We start from the raw sequence: 22,916 nt of genomic DNA on the forward strand, positions 1-22,916 counted from the left end.
TCAGAGCTCGTTCTGACGCGGGATCACGACCTGCTTGATGATGAGCAGCATCGACGCCGCGAACGGGATGGCGATGAGCGCGCCGAGGATGCCGAGGAGCGAACCGCCCGCGAGGGCCGCGACCACGACGAGCGCCCCGGGAACCTTGACCGCACGCGTCATGATCCGCGGGCTCAACACGTACGCCTCGACCTGCATGTAGACGAGGTAGTAGATCGCGGCCGCGAGCGCCGTGAGCGACGAGCCGAGGCCCGGGATGAGGCACACCAGCACGATCAGGATCGAGCCTGAGAGCGTGCCGACGAGCGGAACGAGCGAGAAGAGGAACGCAATGAACGCGAGGACCGCCGGGAACGGCGCCCCGATGATCGAGAGGAAGACGAAGCTCAGGATGCCGTTGACGGCGGCGAGCGACACCTGGCCGAGCACGTAACGGCCGACCGACTGGGTGATCTGCTCGGTCAGGTCGGCGAATCGTGCACGCTTCGAGGCGGGCACCAACTGGTAGCTCGCGCGCTTCATGCTGTTGAGGGAAGCCGTGAAGTAGAGCGTCAGGATGAGCACGATCACGATAGCGAAGACTCCTGCGCCGACGGCGATCGCCACCTGCAGCACGCCGCCGGCGAGCTCGCTCAGCTTCTCGGGATTGGTGAAGAAGTCGGTGATCGCCGCCGAGACCTGCTGCTGCAGGTCGCTGATCGCGAGCTGCGGGAACTGCTCCTCGAGGGACTCGACCCAGTCGAAGCTGCTCACGCGCTCGAAGATGGCCGGGATCTCGTCGACGAGCTGGCTCACCTGGTCGACGATGATGGGCACGACCGCGAGCACGAGTGCGGCGACCAGGAGGCCGACCCCCGTCATGACGATGACGATCGCCGCCCAGCGCGGAAGCCCTCGGCGCTCGAGCCAGCTGATCGCCGGGTCGAGGCCGAGGGCCAGGAAGAGCGCCGCGCCGACGTACGCGATGATCGTCGACAGGGTCGCGATGGCCGAGAGGATGAGCAGGCCGACGCCGACCCCGAGCGTTCCGACGAGACCGATTCGGAACGCGTTCTGGATCTTCATCGACTGACGCGCGTCGCCCGGACTAGCGGCGGGACTCGGCGGCCACCTGCTCGGCCTGCGTCAGCACGCCGCGCAGGCTCTCGAAGTACCCAGCGACCGCATCGCGCTCGATCTTGATCTGCGACAGGCGGTCCTCCGCGTCGGCGACGAGGGCACGGGTGCGCTCCTCGGCGTCGGCGATGAGCTTGCGCGCCTGGTCGTGCGCGGCCGAGATGCGTTCGCGCGCCTCTTCGTCGGCGCGGTCGCGAACCGCTGCGATCTCGCTGCGCACCTTCGTCTCGAGTCGCTCGGCCTCGGCGCGGCTCCCGGCCGTGTGGGCCACGGCCTCGGCCAGCTCGGCGTTGGCGTCGTCGAGGAACTTCTGCGTCTGCGCGGCGGCCTCCTGGTGCGCCGTGAGCAACTCCTGCTCGGCCTCGTCGCGCTTGCGGGTGAGCTCGGCCTCGAGGTCGAGGTGGGCCTTCTCGATCTCGCGTCGCATGCGGTTGACCTCGTGCGTGGTCTTCTTGCGCATGGAGGTCAGCTGGTTGTCGAGGTCGATGCGGGCCTGCTCGGCCTCCGCTTCGAAGTCGGCGCGGGCCTGCTCCTGCTCGAGCGCGAGGTCGGCGCGCATCTGGTCGAGGTCGGCGGCGTGCTTGGCGCGGATGCGCTCCAGCTCGTGCTGCAGCTTGAGGCGCGCGGCCTCCGCCTCGCGGTCGCGGTCGACCTTGGCCTGCTCCTTCTGCTGCGCGAGTTCCGCACGGCTGGCCTCGAGCTGGTGGTCGAGATCGGTGCGGGCCTGCTCGAGCTCGTGCACGAGGGCCGCGCGGCGCTCGGCGATCTCGGCGTCGATGCCGGCGCGGGCCTCGGTGGTCTCCCGCTCCAGGTCGAGACGCGCCTGCTCGGTCTCACGGGCCAGGTCGATGCGGGCCTGCTCGGTCTCCTTGGCGAGCTCGGCGCGCGCCCGGTCGAGCTCGATGGCGACCTCGGCTCGCGTCTGCTCGGTCTCCTGTGCGAGTCCGGCTGCCGTGGCGCGGGCGTCATTGGCCTCGGTGTTCGCCGCGACCAGGATCTCCGAGGCCTTGCGCTCGGCCGACGCGACGGTGGCCGCCGCCTCGCGCTTCGCGCTCGACCGCAGTTCGGCCGACTCGGTCGCCACTGCGCCGCGGATCGCGGCGGCGTCGCGGGCGGCCTCCTGGCGGAGCTGCTCGCTCGCCTCGTGCGCGCGGGAGACCATGTCGTCGGCTTCGGCACGGGCGTTCTCGAGCACGCGGTTCGCCTGGGCGCGGGCCTCGCTGAGCGACCGCTCGGCGACCTCGTGCGCGTCGGAGCGCATGAGGTGCGCCTCGTCCTCGGCGGCGCGGCGGAGCTTCTCGGCGTCGATGTCCGCCTGCGCGATGAGGCGGGTCGACTGCTCCTCGGCGACGCGGAGGGTGTTCTCGAGCTTGGTGCCGAGGCCGGAGAACGTGGGGCTCCCGACCTCCTCGAGTTCAGCCGTCAGCTCCTCGATGCGGGCATGGAGGCGCTTGGTCTCCTTCGCCTGCTCGGCGAGCTGGTTGTTCGCGTTGATGATGTCGCGTCGGAGCCCATTGATGCTCTTGTCGACCTCGTCCTTGTCGTATCCGCGGAACACCTGCGTGAACTCGGTCTCTTCGACGGCCATTCTTCCTCCGGGCTCGGTCCCGCGTTCGTGGGGGCTCATGCGGGATGTGTCGATTGTACGGGCACGGAGGGCCGCGCGTGCACGCTGCCCACAGGCTGTGGTTAGGAGACTCCCAGACACCGCCGGTAGTGTGGAATGTCTTTGTTCGAAGCCGCCATCGGCGGCACCGGAGGTTTGTTCGTGCGCTTTGCTCTCGCCATCGTGGCCTTCGTGGCCGCGGCCGTGATGATCGGGTTCGGCATCGCCCAGCGCACCGTCTACCTCGACCCCGATCGGGTGACGCTCTCCAGCGAACTCGAGGGGCAGGCGGCCTACGTCGTCGTCGAGCCCGATGCGCTCGGCGCGCATTCCGGCAAGCAGACGCTGACGGTGTCGGGCTCCGAGACGGTGTTCATGGCCTACGGCCGCGCCTCCGACGTCGAGGCCTGGCTCGGCGACGAGCCGTACGTGGCCGTGCGCTACGACGCCGAGGCGGAGGAATTCGCGAGTGAGGTCGTGACGACCGCGGCCGTGGACGACGACGGCACGACCGCCACCGCGACGCCGACCACGCCGACCACGCCGCCCGCGACCCCCGAGGCGGAGGCCGCGCCCGACCCGGCCGCATCCCCGGCCGGATCGGATCTCTGGCTCGACGAGTTCACCGACGAGCGATCCCTGACGACCACGATCGACGTGCCCGATGGCATCTCGGTACTGCTCGCGAGCGACGGCGCGGCGCCGGCGCCGACCGATCTCACCGTCTCGTGGCCGCTCGACAACTCCACGCCGATGGCCGGCCCGCTCATCGCCGGCGGTGCCCTCGTGTTCCTGGTCGGCACCGCCCTGCTCATCGCTGGCTTCATGCACCACCGCCGCTCACGCGGCCCGCGCCGCAACCTGCCGGGCGGTCGGCGTGGCAAGCTCCCCAGCGCACCCAAGCCGCCGTCGATCCGGCGCAGCCAGGTGACGGGCGGGAACCGTCGCGCCATCGGCCGGGCGAGGCGTATCGCCATCGTGCCGTTGATCGCCGTGCCGGCCATCGCGCTGACGGCCTGTTCCCCCGACTACTGGCCGAGCTTCGATCAGGCGCCCGCGTCGACCGCCCCGGCGACGACGTCGACACCCGCGCCGACGGACGCGCCAGCCGAAGACGAGGAAGCGGTCATGGAGCCCGCCGTCACCGTGCAGCAGATGGAGCGCATCATGCGCCGGGTCGCGGTCTTCACGACCGAGGTCGACGGGGCCCGCGACGCGTCGGCCGTCGAACAGCGGTTCACGGGTCCCGCCCTTGAGGCACGACTTGCCAACTACACGATCCGTGGCGCGCTGCCGGACCATGCCGCGCCCGTGGCCGTGCCGGCCTCGCCGCTCACGCTGACCCTGCCGCAGCAGGTCGCCGGATGGCCGACGAGCGGACGCACCGTGCTCACCATCGCACAGAACTCCGACCCGACGATCGCGCCGACGGCGCTCGTGCTCCAGCAGGCCACGCCGCGCGACAACTACAAGATCGTCTACGCGATGTCGCTCGCGCCCGACGCCGACGTGCCCGAGGTGGCGCCTGCATCCATCGGAGCACCGCTCATCTCGCCCGAGTTCAAGGGCCTCGTGCTTCCGCCCGGCCAGGTCGCCGCGGCGTACGCCGACGTGCTGCTGAAGGGCGAGGCATCCGAGTCCTACCCCCTCTTCGAGACCGAGGGCGACATGCTGCAGCAGCAGCTGGGCGTCGCCGGTCAGCAGGCGGCCGACGCCGACCTCCCCGAGACGGCCGACATCGCGTTCTCGAACGCGGTCGGCGACACGCCCACCGTGGCGCTCGCGACGAACGACTCTGGTGCCCTCGTGACCGTCTCGATCGAGCAGACCGAGAACGTCACGCCGAACGACGGCGGTACGATCGGCTTCCAGGAGGGCGCCCCGGGCGCCGCCCTCTCGGGCTTCACCGAGAAGAGCGCGAAGGGCGTGCAGCGCGTCATCGGCGTGCAACTGCTGTTCTACGTGCCGAGCGTCGGCTCGGAGGAGAAGATCCGACTTCTCGGCTGGTCCGAGAACCTGATCGCAGCATCGGAGGTACCGTGACCGATCCCACACCGCCGAGTGGCCTGCGCGGAGCCGTCGACCTCTCCGCGCTCGTGCAGCGACAGCAGCAGCCCCAGCAGGCACAACCGGCGCAGCGTCCGGGGAACGGCGACGCCGTCGTGTTCGAGACGGATGATGCGGCGTTCGGCTCCGCGCTCGAGCTCTCGCGCAGCGTTCCGGTTGTCGTCGTGCTGTGGGCGTCGTGGAGCGAGCAGTCGACGCAGCTCGTCGCCACGCTCGAGCGGCTCGTGCGTGAACGTGAGGGGCGTATCGTGCTCGCCGCTGCCGACGCCGATCGCAGCCCGCAACTCGTGCAGGCCTTCCAGGCCCAGGGCATCCCCACGGTGGTCGCCGTGGTGGCCGGCCAGCCCGTGCCGTTGTTCGCCGGTATCCAGCCCGACGAGGTGATCGAGCAGGTGTTCGACGAGCTGCTCGAACTCGGCGCCCAGCACGGCGTGTCCGGTCGCGTCGAGTCGGGCGCTGCCGAGGGCGGCGCCGAGGTGGACTCGGCCGAACGCGCAGAGCCGCCGCTGCCGCCACTCCACCAGGAGGCGTACGACGCGATCGACCGCGGCGACTACGAGGCAGCGGCATCCGCGTACCGCACGGCGATCGCGCAGGACCCGCGCGACGCGCTCGCGGTGGCGGGCCTCGCCCAGGTCAACCTGCTCGCGCGCCTGCAGGGCAAGACGCTCGACGAGATCCGGAGTGCCGTGGCATCCGCCCCCGAGGACCTCGACGCGCAGCTCGACGTGGCCGACCTCGACCTCTCGGGCGGTCACGTGGACGACGCGTTCGACCGGCTCCTCACGCTGTTCCCGAAGCTCGACACCGACGGCAGGAAGCGCGTGCGCGAGCGCCTCGTCGAGTTCTTCGAGGTGGCCGGCCCCGAGGACGCGCGGGTCGGCGCCGCCCGTCGCCGGCTCACGAACCTGCTGTACTGATCGGTATCGAAGGGCGAGGGATGCCGCCCCTCAGCCTCCGGGCGTGAACCACACGGCCGCGAGCGGCGGCAGGGTGAACGTGCCCGACGCGGGGCGGCCCGCCCACGGGGCATCCGTCGCGTCGATCCCGCCGAGGTTGCCGACGCCCGAACCGCCGAACTCCACGGCGTCCGAGTTCAGCACCTCGCGCCAACGCCCGGCCGACGGGAGCCCGAGCCGGAAGCCGTCGTGCGGGCGACCCGCGAAATTCACGACGCAGAGGAGCGGCCGCCGTTCGCGGTCGTACCGCAGGAACGCGACGACGTTCTCGGCCGCGGCGCCGCCCTCGACCCATTCGAAGCCCGCGGCGTCGTCGTCGAGCTGCCAGAGCGCCGTGATCGACCGGTAGGTGCGGTTCAGTGCGCCCACGAACTCTGCGAGCTGCCGGTGGCTGGGCTGGTCGAGGATCCACCAGTCGAGCCCGCGCTCCTCGCTCCACTCGCTGAGCTGCCCGAACTCCTGCCCCATGAACAGCAGTTGTTTGCCGGGATGTGCCCACATGTACGCGAGGTAGGCGCGGGTGTTCGCGAGTTGCTGCCAGTGGTCGCCCGGCATCTTGCGCAGCAGCGACCCCTTGCCGTGCACGACCTCGTCGTGGCTGATGGGCAGCACGAAGTGCTCGCTGAACGCGTACAGGAACGAGAACGTCAGGTCGTGGTGGTGGTGCGAGCGGTACATCGGGTCCTTCTGGATGTACTGCAGCGTGTCGTGCATCCAGCCCATGTTCCACTTGAAGCCGAAGCCGAGCCCGCCCGAGCTCGTCGGTGCGGTCACGCCGGGCCAGCTCGTCGACTCCTCGGCGATCATGACGATGCCGGGGTTGCGCTTGTAGGCCGTCGCGGTGGCCTCCTGCAGGAATCCGATCGCCTCGAGGTGCTCGCGACCGCCGTGGATGTTCGGCAGCCACTCGCCGTCCTCGCGCGAGTAGTCGAGGTAGAGCATCGATGCCACGGCGTCGACGCGCAGGCCGTCGACGTGCATCTCCTCGAGCCAGAACAGCGCGTTCGCGACGAGGAAGTTGCGCACGCGCGGGTTGCCGTAGTCGAAGACGAGCGTGCCCCAGCCCTTCTGCTCGCCGCGCCGCGGGTCGGGATGCTCGTAGAGGGGCTCGCCGTCGAAGCGCGCGAGCGCCCAGTCGTCCTTCGGGAAGTGGCCGGGCACCCAGTCCATGATCACGCCGATGCCGGCCCGGTGCAGCCGGTCGATGAGGTGTTTCAGGTCGTCGGGGCTGCCGAAGCGGCTGGTCACGGCGAAGTAGCCGGTCACCTGGTAGCCCCACGAGCCGCCGAACGGATGCTCCGCCAGCGGCATGAACTCCACGTGCGTGTAGCCCAGCCAGTCGAGGTACTCGATGAGTTCGTCGGCGATGTCGCGGTAGCCCCTGCCGGGCCGCCACGATCCGAGGTGGAGCTCGTAGATGCTCATCGGCAGCTCGTGCGCGTTCGCGTGCGCCCGCCGCGACATCCACTCGTCGTCGCCCCAAGCGTGCGAACTGGTGCTCACGACCGAGGCGGTGGCCGGTGCGACCTCGGCCTGGCGGGCCATGGGGTCGGCCTTCATGACCCAGTCGCCCGAGCCCGTGAGGAGTTCGAACTTGTAGATCGTGCCGGGCGGCAGGTCGGGCACGAACAGCTCCCACACGCCCGTGCCGCCCATGCTGCGCATGGCGTGCCCGGCGCCGTCCCAGCGATTGAACTCGCCGACGACGCGCGCCGCGCGAGCGTGCGGTGCCCACACGGTGAAGCCCGTGCCGCGCACGCCGCCGCCCGCGCCCCAGTGCTCACGGTGGTGGGCGCCGAGCACGTGCCAGAGCTCCTCGTGCCGGCCCTCGCCGATGAGGTGCAGGTCGAGGTCGCCGATCGTGGGGGCGAATCGGTAGGGGTCGTCGCTCGTCCACTCGTCGTCGCCGTAGCGCGCGCGCACCCGGTAGCCCGTCGGCCCGAAGTCGCCCGCGCCCGCCCAGACGCCGTACCCGATGTGGCCTAGCGGCACGATGCGGCCGTCGTCGAGGAGCGCCTCGACGGCGTCGGCGAGCGGTCGGCGGGCGCGGATCACGGTGTGCGCGCCCGGCGTGCCGGCCACGTCGAACCCGTGCTGGCCCAGCACGGAGTGCGGGTCGGAGTGCCGGCCCCCGGCGACGGCCGCGAGCACGTCGCCGTGCACCTGCGGGCCGGTGCGGGGCATCCGCTGCGGCCCCCGGTCAGGCTTCCGCTCACGCGGCTTCCGGTCAGGCATCTGCGCCTCGCACGACGTTCAGCACGTGCGCGGGCTGCGTGAACGCGTCGAGGCGCACGTAGTTGGCGGCGCCCCAGGTCCAGCGGTCGCCGGTCACGAGGTCGGCGACCTCGAAGCGGGCGCCCGGTTCGAGGCCGATGGCGGCGAGGTCGAGGTGCACGGTGGTCTCCCTGACGGAGTGGGGGTCGACGTTGGCGACGACGATGATGGTGTCGTCCACGCCGCTGGCGGTGAAGCGCCCCTCGAGGTGCTTAGAGTAGACGAGCACGGCGTCGTCTTCGCTCGCGTGGATGCTGAGGTTGCGCAACTGCCCGAGGGCCGGGTGATCGGTGCGGATGCGGTTCAGGATGCCGAGGTAGAGCGCGAGCGAGCGGCCCTCGCGCTCGGCCGCGGCGAAGTCGCGCGGCTTGTACTCGTACTTCTCGTTGTCGATGGCCTCCTCTGCGCCCGGCCGCGCGACCGATTCGAAGAGCTCGAACCCCGAGTACACGCCCCAGGTCGGCGCCGCGGTCGCCGCGATGGTCGCGCGCACCGTGAACGCGGCGGGACCGCCGAACTGCAGGTACTCGCTGAGGATGTCGGGCGTGTTCACGAACAGGTTCGGCCGCATGAAGTCGGCCGTCTCCTGCGAGACGCTCGTGAGGAACTCCTCGAGCTCGGCCTTGGTGTTGCGCCACGTGAAGTACGAATACGACTGCTGGAAGCCCACCATCGCGAGGGCGCGCATCATCGCCGGCCGCGTGAACGCCTCGGCGAGGAAGACGATGTCGGGGTCGGTGGCGTTGATGTCGCCGATGAGCCGCTCCCAGAACGCGAGCGGCTTGGTGTGCGGGTTGTCGACTCGGAAGATGCGCACACCCTGCTTCATCCAGTGCCGCACGATGCGCGTGACCTCGACGACGAGGCCCTCGAAGTCCTCGTCGAAGTTGATCGGGTAGATGTCCTGGTACTTCTTCGGCGGGTTCTCGGCGTAGCGGATGGTGCCGTCGGGCAGTTGCGTGAACCATTCCGGATGTTCCGTAACCCACGGGTGATCGGGCGAGGCCTGCAGCGCGAGGTCGAGCGCGATCTCGATGCCGAGGCCGGCGGCGTGCCGCACGAAGGCACGGAAGTCGGCGAGCGAGCCGAGGTCGGGATGCACCGCGTCGTGGCCGCCGGGGGTGCCGTCGCGCATCGGCCCGCCGATGGCCCACGGCGAACCGGGATCCTGGGGGCCGGGGTCGGAGGTGTTGTTGCGCCCCTTGCGGTTCGTGACGCCGATCGGGTGGATGGGCGGCAGGTATACGACGTCGAAGCCCATGGCGGCGACGCCGTCGAGTCGCCGGGCGGCCGTGCGGAACGAGCCGCTGCGCCAGCGGCCGTCCTTGAACCGCCGTGCTCCCTCGGATCGCGGGAAGAACTCGTACCAGGAACCGACGCCCGCCCGGCGCCGCTCGACGAGGATCTCGTGCTCGGGGGAGTCGGTCGCGAGCCGCATGAGCGGGCGCGGGCCGAACTCGTCGAAGCTGGAGTCGTCGATGAGGGCGCGGCGGTCGGTGATGGATGCCCCGTCATCGCGGAGGGCGCCAGCGAGCGTCGTGAGCTGCTCCCGCACGGCGCGGGTGCGGGATGTCTCGGCCGCGGCCCGCTCGAGGAGCCGCGCGCCGATCTCGAACATCAGCTCGACGTCGACGCCCGCGTCGATCTTGAGCGCGGCGTCGTGACGCCACGTGGCCACCTCATCGTCGAAGCCCGTGACGTGCCAGCGCCAGACGCCCTGCTCGTCGAGGAGTGCCTTGGCCTCCCAGCGGTCGGTGCCGGCCGCCAGCGGAGACATCCGCTCGCTGATGGCGCTGCCCGACGGGCTCGTGAGCACCAGCATGGCGCCCACCATGTCGTGCCCCTCGCGGAAGACCGTGGCGCGAAAGGGCACGACCTCGCCCTCATAGGCCTTGGGTCTCCATCGACCGTCGGGGAGGGCGGGGGTGACCCGGGTCACCGGGATCCGGCCGGCCAGCACTGCATTGGTCGTCACGCTCCGACCGTAGCGCGGATCGGTCGCTTCCGTGCGGAGCGCCCGGCACCCCTCTGCGATCTGAGGAGATACCGTCGACTGAGGACGATTCGGCGCCGGACGAGCCTCGATCGGCCGAGAACCCTCATTCCCCGCACGAGACAGCACGACGCCGGCGGCTCACGGCCAGAGGATGCTCGGATCAAGCCCGCGTGCCGCGGGTCAGGCCCGCGCGGATCCAGCGGGGCGCCCGTCGCGACGGGATGCCGCACCGACACCGAGCGCCGCGAGGCCGCCGCCGGCCCGGAGCCGGCAGGGGCGGATGCCCCGAAGCCGGCGTCGCGGCATCCGGAACCCGACGTTCACACGTTCGTCACGAGTCCGCCTTAGGGTGAAACCCGTGAAGCCCATCCGCAAGTTCACCGTTCGTGCCGTCGTTCCGGGTGCGCTCTCGGCCCTCGAAGAGCTCGCGGGAAACCTGCGCTGGTCGTGGCACGAGCCGACGAAGCGCCTGTTCGAGCACATCGATCCCGAGCTGTGGCGCAGCTCCCGCCGCGACCCGGTGGCCTTCCTCGGCGAGGTCGATCCGGCGCGCCTCGAGGCGCTCGCTGCCGACGGCGCCTACGTCGAGTGGGCCGAGCGCGAGCGGGCGGGCCTGCGGGAATACCTCGCAGAGCCACGCTGGTTCCAGTCCCTCGGCGCGGATGCCCCTCGGCTCGTCGCCTACTTCTCGCCCGAGTTCGGCATCACGGCGGCACTGCCGCAGTATTCGGGCGGGCTCGGCATCCTCGCGGGCGACCACCTGAAGGCGGCATCCGACCTCGGTGTTCCGCTCGTCGGCGTGGGGCTGTTCTACAAGGCCGGGTACTTCTCGCAGTCGATCTCGCCGGACGGGTGGCAGCAGGAGCGCTACCCGGTGCTCGACCCTGATGGGCTGCCGCTGTCGGTGCTGCGCCGCCCCGACGGCGCGCCCGTGCAGATCACCCTCGCCCTGCCAGACGACGGGTCGCTCCACGCAAGGGTGTGGAAGGCGGATGTCGGCCGCATCCCGCTGCTCATGCTCGACACCGACATCCCGGCGAACACCGACGAGCTGCGCTCGGTCACCGACCGGCTCTACGGCGGCGGGGGCGAGCACCGGCTGCTGCAGGAGCTGCTGCTCGGCATCGGCGGCGCCCGTGCCGTGCGCGCCTTCACCGAGCTCGCGAACCTGCCGGCGCCCGACGTGTTCCACATGAACGAGGGCCACGCCGGTTTCCTGGGGCTCGAGCGCATCGCCACGCACATCGCCGAGGGGCTCTCGTTCGCCCAGGCGCTGCAGGTCGTGCGCGCCGGCACGGTGTTCACGACCCACACGCCGGTGGCCGCCGGCATCGACCGCTTCGACCACGGACTCGTCGAGCGGTACCTCACGAGCTCGCTGCTGCCCGGCGTGGAGCCCGCCGACGCCATGGCGCTCGGCGTCGAGCCTGCTGCCGATCCCGCAACGAGCGCCTTCAACATGGCCGTCATGGGGCTGCGCCTCGCCCAGCACGCCAACGGCGTCTCGAAGCTGCACGGTGAGGTCAGCCGACGCATGTTCGGCGACCTCTGGCCCGGTTTCGACGCCGACGACGTGCCGATCACGTCGATCACCAACGGCGTGCACGCGCCCACTTGGACCGACCCCGCCCTGCTCGGCCTCGCCGAGGCCACGCTCGGCACCGGCGACTCCGAACACGCCGACTGGCAGAGCGGCGCGCTCTCCGACGGCGAGTTCTGGACGGTCAAACGGCGCATGCGGCTGCAGCTCGTCGAGGAGGCGCGGCGCCGGCTGTCCGCGGCGTGGTCGGAGCAGCACGGGGGCACCCAGCCGCCGCAGTGGGTGGCGCGGGTGCTCGACCCCGACACGCTCACGGTGGGCTTCGCGCGCCGCGTGCCGACGTACAAGCGGCTGACGCTCATGCTGCAGGACCCGGATCGCCTGAAGACGATCCTCACGAACCCCGATCGGCCCGTGCAGTTCGTGATCGCCGGCAAGGCGCATCCGGCCGACGACGAGGGCAAGCGCCTCATTCAGCAGCTCGTGCAGTTCGCGCAGCAGCCCGAGCTGCGTGAGCGCATCGTGTTCCTGCCCGACTACGACATGGGCATGGCCGAACTGCTCTACCCGGGCTGCGACGTGTGGTTGAACAACCCGCTGCGCCCGCTCGAGGCGTGCGGCACTTCGGGCATGAAGGCAGCCATGAACGGCGCCCTGAACCTGTCGATCCTCGACGGCTGGTGGGCCGAGTACGCGGGCGACGACTACGGCTGGATCATTCCGTCGGCGGATGCCGCGGGCGACGCCGGTGAGCGCGACGCCCTCGAGGCGGCCGCCCTCTACGACCTGCTCGAGCACCGCGTCGCGACTCGGTACTACGAGCGCGACGGCGACGGCGTGCCCGTGGAGTGGGTGCGCCGGGTGCGGCGGACGCTCGCGACGCTCGTCCCCGAGCTCGGCGCCGACCGGATGGTGCGCCAGTACGTCGAACGGCTCTACCGGCCCGCGGCCGAGCAGGCGGGCCGCGTCGAGGCCGACGGCGACCGAGGTGCCCGCGAGCTCGCCGCATTCGGCGGCCGCGTGCGCAAGGCGTGGCCCGGCGTGCACGTGACGCACGTCGAGTCGGGTGGCGTCGAGTCGCCGCACGTCGGCGACGAGCTGCGCCTGCGCGCGTACGTCGAGCTCGACGGTCTCGCGCCCGACGACGTCACGGTGGAGGTGGTCTACGGCCGCAGTCGCGTCGACGAGTCCATCGAAGGCGCCCGGCGCGTCGCACTGCAGCCGGCGGTTCCGGATGCCGCGGCCGACACGTCGGGTCCGCGCCTGTACACCGGCACGGTCGTGCTCGACCGGGCGGGCGCGTTCGGGTACACGGTGCGCGTGGTGCCGCGGCATCCGCTCATGCTCTCGGCCGCCGAGTTCGGATTGGTGGCGGTCGCGGGCTGAGCTTGGCGTGGGCGGGTTTCGAGACAGCGCTGGCGCGCCGCGCGCCGCGGGTCAGCGCGCGCGGCGCGCCGCGGGTCAGCGCGCGCGGGCGATCGGCGCGTAGCGGCCCGCGGTGACGGCGATGAGGTCGTCGGGCGCGAGCTCGAGGTCGAGGCCGCGCCGGCCGCCCGACACGTAGATCGTCTCGCAGAGGATCGCCGACTCGTCGAGCACGGTCGGCAGCGCCGTCTTCTGACCGATGGGGCTGATGCCGCCCACGACGTAGCCCGTCTTGCGCTCGGCCACCACCGGGTCGGCCATCTCGGCGCGCTTGCCGCCGAGGGCCTGCGCGAGCGCCTTGAGGTCGAGCTGCATCGCGACCGGCACGATGCCCACCGCGAGCGTGCCGTCGACGCTGGCGAGCAGGGTCTTGAACACCCGATCGGGGTCGAGGCCGAGTTTCTCAGCGGCCTCCAGCCCGTATGCCGCGGCGCGCGGGTCGTGCTCGTAGGCGTGCACCGTGAACGCGATGCCCGCCCTGGCGAGCGCGACCGTCGCGGGCGTGCCGGCCGAGGCATCCGCTCGCTTGGCCATCATCGCTCACCGTGCGCGCGGAACAGCACCATCGACAGCGGCGCCACCGCGATGCGCTCGCCCGGCACGTGGTCTGCGCCGACGTCGACGGCCTCGTCGCCCGCGGAGTCCCACAGCCGTGTGTAGGCGGTCACGCCCTCGTGCGCGGGCAGCACCGCATCGGTCGGGGTCTCGTGCGCGTGCACCACGAGGAGGATGCGGTTGAACGCCTCGAACTCGGGCGTCGACGCGGCGAGGTACTGCAGCGTGCGCTGCTCGGGGGAGTGCCAGTCGTCGATGGTCATGGTGGCGCCCTCGGCGTTGAACCAGTCCATCTGGGACGCGCTCGGGGTCGTCTCGCCGAACCGCCCGAACCGCACCGGCCGGATCGCCGGGTTCTCCGCCCGCAGGCGCAACAACCGCCTCGTGGTCGCGAGGAGTCCCGCGTCGCGTTCGGCGTCGCCCCACGCGAGCCAGGTCAGCTCGGAGTCGTGGCAGTACGCGTTGTTGTTGCCGCGCTGGCTGCGCCCGTACTCGTCGCCGGCCGTGAGCATCGGCACGCCCGCCGAGAGCAGCAGCGTGCCGAGCAGGTTCCGGATGCTCCGCCGGCGCGCCGAGAGGATGCTCGCGTCGTCCGTGTCGCCCTCGATGCCGTGGTTGTACGAGTTGTTGTTGTCGGTGCCATCGCGGTTGGCCTCGCCGTTGCCGAGGTTGTGCTTCACGTCGTACGCGGTGAGGTCGGCGAGCGTGAAGCCGTCGTGCGCGGTGACGAAGTTGACGGACGCCAGCGGACCGCGCTCGGTCGAGAAGGTGTTCGACGATCCCGCGAGGCGCGTCGCGAACCGGCCGATGCCGCTGCCCGCGGTGCCCGTCTCGCGCTCGCGACGGAGGTCGCCCAGCCAGAAGTCGCGCATGCGATCGCGGTACCGGTCGTTCCACTCGCTGAACCCCGCCGGGAAGTTGCCGGTCTGCCAGCCGCCGGGGCCGACGTCCCACGGCTCGGCGATGAGCTTCGTGTCGCCGATCACGGGGTCGTCGAGCATCTCCTGCAGCAGCGGATGCTCGGGCGTGTAGCCACCGTGGTCGTCGCGGCCGAGCGTCGCTGCGAGATCGAGCCGGAACCCGTCGACCTGCAGCTCGTCGGCGAAGTACCGCATCGAGTCGAGCACGAGGCGCCGGGCCGGCTCGCCGCCGAAGTCGAGCGTGTTGCCGCAGCCCGTCGTGTTGACGTAGCGGCCGTGCGCGTCGTGCCGGTAATAGGCGACGTTGTCGATGCCGCGGAAGGAATATGTCGGTCCTTGGCGTCCCTCCTCGGCGGTGTGGTTGTAGACGACATCGAGCACCACCTCGAGACCGGCCCCGTGCAGCCGCTGCACCATGCCGGCGAACTCGCGCCGCACCGCGCGGGCGCCCTCGGCCTGCGCGGCAGCCGTGGCATACGGCGCGTGCGCGGCGAAGAACGCGAGCGTGTTGTAGCCCCAGTAGTTCGGGCGGCCCTGCCGCACGAGTCGCTCCTCGGAGACGAACGCGTGCACGGGCAGGAGCTCGACGGTCGTGACGCCCAGCCCCGTGAGGTACTCGAGCGAGGCGTCGTGGGCGAGCCCCGCGTAGGTGCCGCGGATCGGCTCGGGGATGCGTTCGTTGAGCCTCGAGAAACCGCGCACGTGTGCCTCGTACACGACGGTGTGGTCGAGCGGCACGTGGGGTTTCGCCGTGCCCGACCAGTCGAAGCCGCCCTCGGCGAGCGACTCGAGTGCGACACAGCGCCAGGATCCGTCGGCCGCCGGCGCGAGGCCCCGCGCGTACGGGTCGAGCAATGTGTGCGCCGGGTCGAACGCGTGCTCGAGCCCCGCGGGGCCGTCGACGCGCAGCCCGTAGCGGGCACCGGGCACGAGAGCAGCGGATGCCGCTTCCCACACGCCGTGCTCGTCGCGCACGAGCGGTGTGCGCGACGTCGCCCAGTCGAGGTCGCCGTCGGCGAACACCTCGAGTTCGATCGAGCTCGCATGCTCGGACCAGACCCGGACGGTGCCGCCGTCGGGACCCGTGCGGACGCCGAGGTCGTGCATGGGGTCGGGCGCGGGCATGCGATCTACAGTAGTTGTGTGGAGGCGCTGCCCGCGCCGCGGTGTCTCGTGCCGCGCACCGGGTGTTCGGTGCTCCCGGGAGGAGGTGTCGTCATGGTCATGGTCTACCTCGACCATGCCGCCACGACCTCCATGCGTCGCGAGGCGATCGAGGCGCTCACCGCCGCCCTGCGCGTCGTTGGGAACCCGTCGTCGATCCACAGTGCGGGCCAGGCGGCCAAGCGCCTGCTCGAGGAGTCGCGCGAGCGGGTCGCCGCCACCCTCGGCGCCGACGGCATCGAGGTCGTGTTCACGGGCAGCGGCACCGAGGCCGTGAACCTCGCGATCAAGGGGCTGTGGTGGAGCCGGCAGGGCGCGGGCCCGGCAGCTGGGCTGCTCGCGAGTCCGCGGCCCCGCCCGCGCATCATCGTCCCCGCGGGGGAGCACCACGCCACGATCGACTCCGTCGAGTGGCTGGCCGAGCACGAGGGCGCGGTCGTCGAGGAGGTGCCGCTCGACCAGGTGGGGCGGGTGCGGCTCGACGCGCTCGCTGCGGCACTCGAGCGGGACGCGGCATCCGTGGCGCTCGTGACCATGATCTGGGCGAACAACGAGGTCGGCACCGTCCAGCCCGTTGCCGAGGTCGCGCGCCTCGCCGCGCGTGCCGGCGTGCCCCTGCACGTCGACGCGATCGCCGCGTACGGGCAGGTGCCCATCGACGTCCACGACCTGCGGCGGGCGACGGATGCCCCGGCCGGCGCCGGTCTCGTGGCCCTCAGCGTTTCGGCGCACAAGATCGGCGGACCCGTGGGCATCGGGGCCCTCGTGCTCGACCGCTCTGCGACGATCGAGCCGCTCATCCACGGCGGAGGGCAGCAGCGCAAGGTGCGGTCGGGCACGCAGGACGTCGCGGCGGCCGCGGCGTTCGCTGCGGCGGCATCCGCGGTGCACGAAGGGCTCGACGTCGATGCCGAGCGGATGTCGCGGCTGCGCGACCGGGTCATCGCCCGTGTTTCCGCTGCGGTGCCTTCGGCGGTGCTGTCGGGCGACCCCGACGCGGCCGGACGGCTGCCCGGGAACGTGCACTTCTCGTTCCCCGGCTGCGAGGGCGACTCGCTGCTGTTCCTCCTCGACATGGCGGGCGTCGCCGTGTCGACGGGGTCGGCCTGCCGGGCGGGCGTGCCCGAGCCGTCGCACGTGCTCATGGCGATGGGTCGCTCGGAGGCCGATGCGCGCGGCGCGTTGCGCATCACGCTCGGGCACGAGTCCACCGACGCCGACGTCGACGCGTTCCTCGCGGCCCTGCCGGGGGCGTACGAGCAGGCGGCTCGCGCCGGCCTCGCGGCCCGGGCGACCTCGTTCGACCGCTGACGCGCGCGGCCGCGAGGCATCCGCTCGCTCGAGGCCTCGGGTTCCAGGGTCGACGGAGGAATTGTGCCCGCGGCGGCGTGTCGCTCGGCGTGTCGGCGAGATCTTCCTGCGACTCGTGAACGGGGGAGCGGCGGCTGGTCCGAGACGGCGCTGAGCGCCTCCTCGACCGCTGATCCGCGGGTCGCGGCATCCGCTCAGCATCGGTTTCGTACACTGGAACGATGCGAGTCCTGGCAGCGATGAGCGGCGGCGTCGACAGCGCCGTCGCGGCCGCGCGCGCCGTGGACGCCGGGCACGACGTGGTCGGGGTGCACCTCGCGCTCAGCCGCATGCCCGGCACGCTCCGCACGGGCAGTCGCGGCTGCTGCACCATCGAGGATTCGATGGACGCCCAGCGCGCCGCGAACGTGCTCGGCATCCCGTATTACGTGTGGGACTTCTCCGAGCGCTTCAAGGCGGATGTGGTCGACGACTTCATCGCCGAGTACGCCGCGGGCCGCACCCCGAACCCGTGCATGCGCTGCAACGAGCGCATCAAGTTCGCAGCGCTGCTCGAGAAGGCGCTCGCGCTCGGGTTCGACGCCGTGTGCACGGGCCATTACGCGACGATCGTGACGGATGCCGCGGGTAACCGCGAACTGCACCGCGCGAGCGCGTGGGCGAAGGACCAGTCGTACGTGCTCGGCGTGCTCACCGCCGAGCAGCTCGCGCACGCGTACTTCCCGCTCGGCGACACCCCCTCGAAGCAGCTCGTGCGAGAGGAGGCCGCCCGACGCCGCCTGTCGGTGGCGCAGAAGCCCGACTCGCACGACATCTGCTTCATCCCCGACGGCGACACGCGCGGCTGGCTCGCCGAGAAGGTGGGCACCGCGCACGGCGACATCGTCGATCGCGCGGGCGAGGTCGTCGGCTCGCACGAGGGCGCCCACGCGTACACGGTCGGCCAGCGCCGCGGGCTGCGGCTCGGGACGCCCGCCCCCGACGGCAAGCCGCGCTTCGTGCTCGAGGTGCGCCCCAAGGAGAATACGGTCGTCGTCGGCCCGAAAGTGGCGCTCGCGACGGCCGAGATCGCCGGGTCGCGCTACACGTGGGCCGGGCAGCCGCCCGAGGATGCCGCGACGCCGTTCGCGTGCGAGGTGCAGATCCGGGCGCACGCCGACCCCGTGCCCGCGACGGCGGTCGTCGCCGGCGGCCAGCTCGTGGTCACCCCGGAGCATCCGCTCGACGGCGTGGCACCCGGGCAGACCGCGGTGGTGTACGTCGGCACACGCGTGCTCGGCCAGTGCACCATCGACCGCACGGTGAGCGCGGTTCCCGTCGACGCCTGAGCGTGGTGTCGCGCCGGGCGACCGCGACATCCGTCGAACTCGTGGCCGGAATCACCTGAGGGTATTCCCCAGCTTCGGTGCGGGCTCTCGCCGCCGCGAGCCGATTCGCGTAGATTCGCGGCTGGCGCTACCCCCGGCGCCGAGCACGTGACGAGGAGATACCAGTGTCCTACCCGCTGTACCCCGCCGATCCGACCGCAGACCCCGCCGAGCCGTTTCGCAAGCTCGACACGGGACCGATGACGAGTCCCGTGTCGACCGTCGGCCAACGACCCGGTGCATGGGCGCCGGCCGTGGATGCCCGCCCGCTGACGATCGATGAAATCGTCGAACGCCAACGGGAGGCGTTCGGCGGCGTGAAGGTCGGCTCCGCGTTCTTCGGATTGCTCATCGCCCTGGCCGTGGGAGCCATCCTCGGCGGGCTCCTCGCCGGCGCCGGGGCGGCGCTCGGACTGGGCCCGCTGCTGCTTCCGCGAGTGCCGGCGCGCGTCGGTTCATTCGATGCCGAGCTGGTCGGCTGGATCGTCCTGGGCGCGGGCCTCGCGATCGTGCTCGTCGCGTTCTACTGCGGCGGGTACGTGGCGGGGCGCATGGCGCGCTTCAGCGGCTTCGTGCAGGGGCTCGCGGTCTGGGCGTGGGCGCTCGTCATCGCGATCCTCGCGGGCGTCGCCGGTTTCCTGCTCGGTGGACGCCTGTTCGACAACGTGACCGACCGTGTCGGCGGCTTCGGACGCCTCCTGGTTCCCGGGGACTTCGTCGTGATCGCCGGGATCATCACGGTCGTCGTCGTGGCCGTCGCGAGCCTGGGCATCGCCATGCTCGGCGGCATGGCGGGCATGCGGTACCACCGCAGGGTGGACCGCGTCGCGCTCGACGCGTAGGGCGCGGCCCCGCGGCCGGCGCGTGGATCCTGAACACGCGCCGAGTGTCGGCTGCACGTCGCGAGTACGGAAATCATGCGCCTGTCAAGGCCCCTGCCGCGACGCCGGCATCGTCGTAGGGTCGCATCGGCGTCGCAGGCATGACCCATGAGCGGCGCACGACGAGAGGGGACCACCGTGAGCACCTCATCCGACCGGAGCACCTCATCCGACCGGAGCACCTCATCCGACCGGCCGGGCCGAGATCCCTACCGGGCGACCACGCCTGCGGCGACGCCCGCGGAACCGGTCGTCGACCGGAACAGCGACGGCGTCGACGACCGTCGCCAGGTCGTCGACCGCGACCGTGACGGCGTCGACGACCGGCGCGAGGTCGCGGATCGCGACCGCCGCCTCGTCGATCGCAACGAGGTCGTCGCCCGCGAGCGCGAGGCGTTCGGCGGCGTGAAGGTGGGGTCGGCGTTCTTCGGCTGGCTCACCGCAACCGGCACCGCCGTGATCCTCACCGCGTTGCTCGCCGCGACCGGTGCGGCGCTCGGGCTCGGCATCGTCGATTCCGAGACCACCGTCGACGACGCCGCCGTCGACGCCGCCGTCGACGCCGAGACCGTCGGCTGGGTCGGCGCGATCGCGCTGCTCGTGATCCTGTTCGTCGCGTACTACGCCGGCGGATACGTCGCCGGCCGGATGGCGCGCTTCAACGGGATCCTGCAGGGCATCGCCGTCTGGGTGTGGGCGCTCGTCATCGCGATCATCGTGGCGCTGATCAGCGTCGTCGTCGGGAGCCAGTACGACGTGCTCGGCGAGTTGAATGTCTTCCCGCGGTTCCCCGTGGCCGAGGGCGATCTCACCGTCGCCGGCATCATCACCACGATCGTCGTGATCATCGCGAGCCTCGGCGGCGCGATCCTCGGCGGCAAGGCCGGTACGCACTACCACCGCAAGGTGGACCGCGCGGGCCTGGTGCCCGAGCGGTAGACCGCGGTGAAGGGGGCGGGGCGCGTCGGCGTCCCGCCCCCTTCGCGTTTCCGAGAAGATCCGGGGATCTGAGGGTGAACCCGCCGGCGAGATCGACCTCGGATGCGCGGATCTCCTCCCTGGTGCGATGCGACGCGCGCGACGGTCCGCGAAGTGGGTGCTGCCGTAGCATCCATTCGCCGGTCGCAGGTCGATCGACGCGACACGCCGGCGTCCGCCGGTGTGTCGTCGGGATCGTCCTTCGACTCGTGAACGATGAGGCCGGGATCGGAGCGGGATGACTCGCGGCGTCCGTGGCGGCGTCGGGGGGCGCCCATAGGATTGCGGCTGTGAGCGACATCCCAGCCGACTTCGAAACCGCCCGCGCCGAAGCGGAGGAGCTCGCCGAGCGCATCGAGCGGTATCGCACCACCTACTACGCCGAAGGCGTCAGCCTCGTCAGCGACGCCGAGTACGACGTGCTCTTCCACCGGCTCGAAGCCCTCGAACGGGAGTTCCCCGAGCTCGCCGGGCAGGACAGTCCCACCCAGCAGGTCGGTGCGGCGCTCGTCTCGGCCGGGTTCCCGCCGCACGAGCATGCCGAGCGCATGCTGAGCCTCGACAACGTCTTCACCCTCGACGAATTCGCGGAGTGGGCGGCGAAAGCCCAGGCCGCAGCGGGCCGGCCGGTGCGCTGGCTCTCCGAGCTCAAGATCGACGGCCTGGCGATCAGCCTCGCGTACCGCGACGGCGTGCTCGAGACGGCGACGACTCGTGGCGACGGCCGTGTGGGAGAGAACATCACCGAGAACGTCGACTTCATCCCGGCGATCCCGCGGCGCCTCGAGGGCGAGGGCTACCCGTCGTTCTTCGAGGTGCGCGGCGAGGTGTTCCTCCGATCCGAGGACTTCGAGGCGCTCAACGCTCGGCAGCATGCGTTGCAGGCCGAGTTCGCGGCCGAGCAGCGGGCCAGGGGCAGGGCGGATGACGCGATTCCCACGCGATTCCCGGAGTTCGCGAACGCGCGCAACACCGCGGCCGGCAGCCTCCGCCAGCGGCGTGAGAACAAGTCGCCGCAGGCGCTCGAGCTCATGCGCGAGCGCCTGGGGAGGCTCTCGCTGTACCTGCACGGCATCGGCGCGTGGGACAACCCTCCCGTTTCGAGCCAGTCCGAGGTCTACAGCCTCCTCGCCGGATGGGGCCTGCCCGTCTCCCCGCACGCGCGGGTGTTCGACTCGATCGACGAGGTCACCGCCTTCATCGCGCACCACGGCGAACACCGCCACGACGTCGAACACGAGATCGACGGCATCGTCGTGAAGGTCGACGAGCTCGCGCTCCACGCCGAACTCGGCGCGACCAGCCGAGCGCCTCGCTGGGCGATCGCCTACAAGTACCCGCCCGAGGAGGTGCACACGAAGCTCCTCGACATCCGTGTCGCCATCGGCCGCACCGGGCGTGCGACGCCCTACGCGGTCATGGCTCCGGTGAAGGTGCAGGGCAGCACGGTGCAGCAGGCGACGCTGCACAACCAGGAGGTCGTGAGGGCAAAGGGCGTACTCGTCGGCGACACCGTCGTGCTCCGCAAGGCGGGCGACGTGATCCCCGAGATCCTCGGTGCGGTCGAGGAGCTTCGCGACGGCACCGAGCGCGAATGGCAGATGCCCGCCGAATGCCCCGAGTGCGGAACGCCGCTACGGCCCATGAAGGAGGGCGACATCGACCTCCGTTGCCCGAACGCGAGGTCGTGCCCGGCGCAGGTGCGCGGGCGCGTGGAGCACATCGGGTCGAGGGGCGCGCTCGACATCGAGGCCCTCGGCGAGGTCACCGCGGCCGCGCTGACCCAGCCCGAGTTCCCCGAGGTGCCGCCGCTCAGAACCGAGGCGCGGTTGTTCGAACTCACGATCGACGAGCTCGTGCCGATCGTGGTCGTCGTGCGAGACCCCGAGACCGGTGAGCCGAAGGTCGACGAGCAGACCGGGGAACCGGCTCGGCGTGCGCCGTTCCAGAAGATCATCCGTCAAGGCACCAGGTCCCGGCCGGCCGAGTACGGTCCGTCAGGGCCCGCGATCAAGCTCCTCGACGAACTCGAGAAGGCCAAGACCAAGCCGCTCTGGCGAATCCTCGTGTCGTTGAACATCCGCCATGTCGGCCCGGTGGCGGCGCGAGCGCTCGCCGACCATTTCGGATCGCTCGACGCCATCCGCGCCGCGAGCCGGGACGAGCTCGCCGAAGTCGAGGGTGTCGGCGGGATCATCGCCGATTCCCTCATCGAGTGGTTCGAGGTCGACTGGCACCGCGAGATCGTCGACCGCTGGGCCGCCGCGGGCGTGCAGTTCGCAACCCCGGGGCATCCGGGACCGGGCCGCGCCGCGGAAGGCGGCGGCGTGCTCGCCGGACTCACGGTCGTGGCGACCGGCTCCCTCGACGGCTTCACCCGCGAGGGTGCGCAGGAGGCGATCATCGCGGCCGGCGGCAAGGCGGCCTCGAGCGTATCGAAGAAGACCGACTTCGTCGCAGCCGGCCCGGGAGCCGGGTCGAAGCTGGCCAAGGCGGAGGAGTTCGGCATCCGGATCATCGACGCGGCACAGTTCGCTCGGCTCGTGACCGATGGCCCGGCGGCGCTCGACGCGTGACCGCGAGCGGGGGAGCGATCGATGACGGATGACGCGGGCCGAGGTGCTGGAATCCGCAGGCCGAGGCGCCGCACCCGGCCCACGCGCACCAGGACAAGCCGCCGAGTCCGTCCGCGCGTGGGCTCCTCGGGCTCCTGCCGGCGAAGTACGGCACGCCCGACGCGGAGGAGCCCGCGACGTA

The 22,916-nt window shown here is 71.4% G+C and carries 14 protein-coding genes; 8 read left to right on the forward strand and 6 right to left on the reverse strand.

Translation table 11 applies throughout. The features are described 5' to 3' along the window. Both IEX31_RS08705 and IEX31_RS08710 read right to left on the reverse strand, forming a co-directional pair. Positions 1 to 1,065, reverse strand: a complete 1,065-nt coding sequence (locus IEX31_RS08705; RefSeq protein WP_188743042.1) for an AI-2E family transporter — start codon at positions 1,063 to 1,065, stop codon at positions 1 to 3. A gap of 22 nt (positions 1,066 to 1,087) precedes the next feature. Continuing rightward, positions 1,088 to 2,743 carry a DivIVA domain-containing protein gene (locus tag IEX31_RS08710; RefSeq protein ID WP_229662206.1) on the reverse strand — a complete coding sequence of 552 codons (1,656 nt, stop codon included), beginning with the start codon at positions 2,741 to 2,743 and terminating at the stop codon, positions 1,088 to 1,090. Between the two features lie 96 nt (positions 2,744 to 2,839). Here IEX31_RS08710 and IEX31_RS18815 point away from each other — a divergent pair, with 96 nt between their 5' ends. Both IEX31_RS18815 and IEX31_RS18820 read left to right on the forward strand, forming a co-directional pair. Beyond that, complete coding sequence (locus tag IEX31_RS18815; protein ID WP_229662207.1) at positions 2,840 to 4,765, forward strand: DUF8094 domain-containing protein; 1,926 nt, start codon at positions 2,840 to 2,842, stop codon at positions 4,763 to 4,765. Beyond that, positions 4,762 to 5,709: a tetratricopeptide repeat protein gene (locus tag IEX31_RS18820; protein WP_229662208.1), complete on the forward strand. Its 948-nt coding sequence runs from the start codon at positions 4,762 to 4,764 to the stop codon at positions 5,707 to 5,709. Before IEX31_RS18815 ends, IEX31_RS18820 begins: the two co-directional genes overlap by 4 nt. Before the next feature lie 30 nt (positions 5,710 to 5,739). On the opposite strand, the gene glgB is transcribed toward IEX31_RS18820, so the two are convergent. Continuing rightward, positions 5,740 to 7,932, reverse strand: coding sequence for a 1,4-alpha-glucan branching protein GlgB (gene glgB / locus IEX31_RS08720; RefSeq protein WP_188743106.1), 2,193 nt, complete (start codon positions 7,930 to 7,932; stop codon positions 5,740 to 5,742). Between the two features lie 43 nt (positions 7,933 to 7,975). Further along, positions 7,976 to 9,997 (reverse strand): maltotransferase domain-containing protein, encoded by a 2,022-nt coding sequence (locus tag IEX31_RS08725; RefSeq protein ID WP_229662209.1) that lies wholly within the window; start codon positions 9,995 to 9,997, stop codon positions 7,976 to 7,978. A gap of 379 nt (positions 9,998 to 10,376) precedes the next feature. Here IEX31_RS08725 and glgP point away from each other — a divergent pair, with 379 nt between their 5' ends. Next, complete coding sequence (gene glgP / locus IEX31_RS08730) at positions 10,377 to 12,944, forward strand: alpha-glucan family phosphorylase (protein WP_188743043.1); 2,568 nt, start codon at positions 10,377 to 10,379, stop codon at positions 12,942 to 12,944. Between the two features lie 75 nt (positions 12,945 to 13,019). Here the strand turns inward: glgP and ybaK are convergent, their stop codons facing one another. Further along, complete coding sequence (gene ybaK / locus IEX31_RS08735) at positions 13,020 to 13,517, reverse strand: Cys-tRNA(Pro) deacylase (protein WP_188743044.1); 498 nt, start codon at positions 13,515 to 13,517, stop codon at positions 13,020 to 13,022. Continuing rightward, on the reverse strand, positions 13,517 to 15,583 hold the full coding sequence (gene glgX, locus IEX31_RS08740) for a glycogen debranching protein GlgX (RefSeq protein WP_188743045.1): 2,067 nt from the start codon (positions 15,581 to 15,583) through the stop codon (positions 13,517 to 13,519). The genes ybaK and glgX overlap by 1 nt, the downstream gene beginning before the upstream one ends. 93 nt (positions 15,584 to 15,676) lie before the next feature. Between glgX and IEX31_RS08745 the strand changes: the two genes are divergently transcribed. From IEX31_RS08745 to ligA, 5 genes are all read left to right on the forward strand, one after another. Next, complete coding sequence (locus tag IEX31_RS08745; protein ID WP_188743046.1) at positions 15,677 to 16,933, forward strand: cysteine desulfurase family protein; 1,257 nt, start codon at positions 15,677 to 15,679, stop codon at positions 16,931 to 16,933. Between the two features lie 221 nt (positions 16,934 to 17,154). Then, positions 17,155 to 18,261, forward strand: a complete 1,107-nt coding sequence (mnmA, locus tag IEX31_RS08750) for a tRNA 2-thiouridine(34) synthase MnmA (RefSeq protein WP_188743047.1) — start codon at positions 17,155 to 17,157, stop codon at positions 18,259 to 18,261. 164 nt (positions 18,262 to 18,425) lie between these two features. Further along, positions 18,426 to 19,142 (forward strand): hypothetical protein, encoded by a 717-nt coding sequence (locus IEX31_RS08755; protein ID WP_188743048.1) that lies wholly within the window; start codon positions 18,426 to 18,428, stop codon positions 19,140 to 19,142. A 177-nt stretch (positions 19,143 to 19,319) separates the two neighbouring features. Further along, complete coding sequence (locus IEX31_RS08760; RefSeq protein ID WP_188743049.1) at positions 19,320 to 20,120, forward strand: hypothetical protein; 801 nt, start codon at positions 19,320 to 19,322, stop codon at positions 20,118 to 20,120. A 329-nt stretch (positions 20,121 to 20,449) separates the two neighbouring features. Beyond that, entirely contained in the window at positions 20,450 to 22,735 is a 2,286-nt protein-coding gene (gene ligA / locus IEX31_RS08765) for an NAD-dependent DNA ligase LigA (RefSeq protein WP_229662210.1), read from the forward strand. Positions 22,736 to 22,916 lie beyond the last annotated feature (181 nt).

The organism is Agromyces bauzanensis, assembly GCF_014645655.1.
Classification (GTDB): Bacteria; Actinomycetota; Actinomycetes; order Actinomycetales; family Microbacteriaceae; genus Agromyces; species Agromyces bauzanensis.

Bases quoted from the DNA above. Each gene is read 5' to 3' on its own strand.
- mnmA (WP_188743047.1), top strand. From the start codon at position 17,155: ATGCGAGTCCTGGCAGCGATGAGCGGCGGCGTCGACAGCGCCGTCGCG.
- IEX31_RS08705 (WP_188743042.1), bottom strand. From the start codon at position 1,065: ATGAAGATCCAGAACGCGTTCCGAATCGGTCTCGTCGGAACGCTCGGG.
- IEX31_RS18815 (WP_229662207.1), top strand. From the start codon at position 2,840: ATGTCTTTGTTCGAAGCCGCCATCGGCGGCACCGGAGGTTTGTTCGTG.
- glgX (WP_188743045.1), bottom strand. From the start codon at position 15,583: ATGCCCGCGCCCGACCCCATGCACGACCTCGGCGTCCGCACGGGTCCC.
- ybaK (WP_188743044.1), bottom strand. From the start codon at position 13,517: ATGGCCAAGCGAGCGGATGCCTCGGCCGGCACGCCCGCGACGGTCGCG.
- glgB (WP_188743106.1), bottom strand. From the start codon at position 7,932: ATGCCCCGCACCGGCCCGCAGGTGCACGGCGACGTGCTCGCGGCCGTC.
- IEX31_RS08745 (WP_188743046.1), top strand. From the start codon at position 15,677: ATGGTCATGGTCTACCTCGACCATGCCGCCACGACCTCCATGCGTCGC.
- IEX31_RS08710 (WP_229662206.1), bottom strand. From the start codon at position 2,743: ATGAGCCCCCACGAACGCGGGACCGAGCCCGGAGGAAGAATGGCCGTC.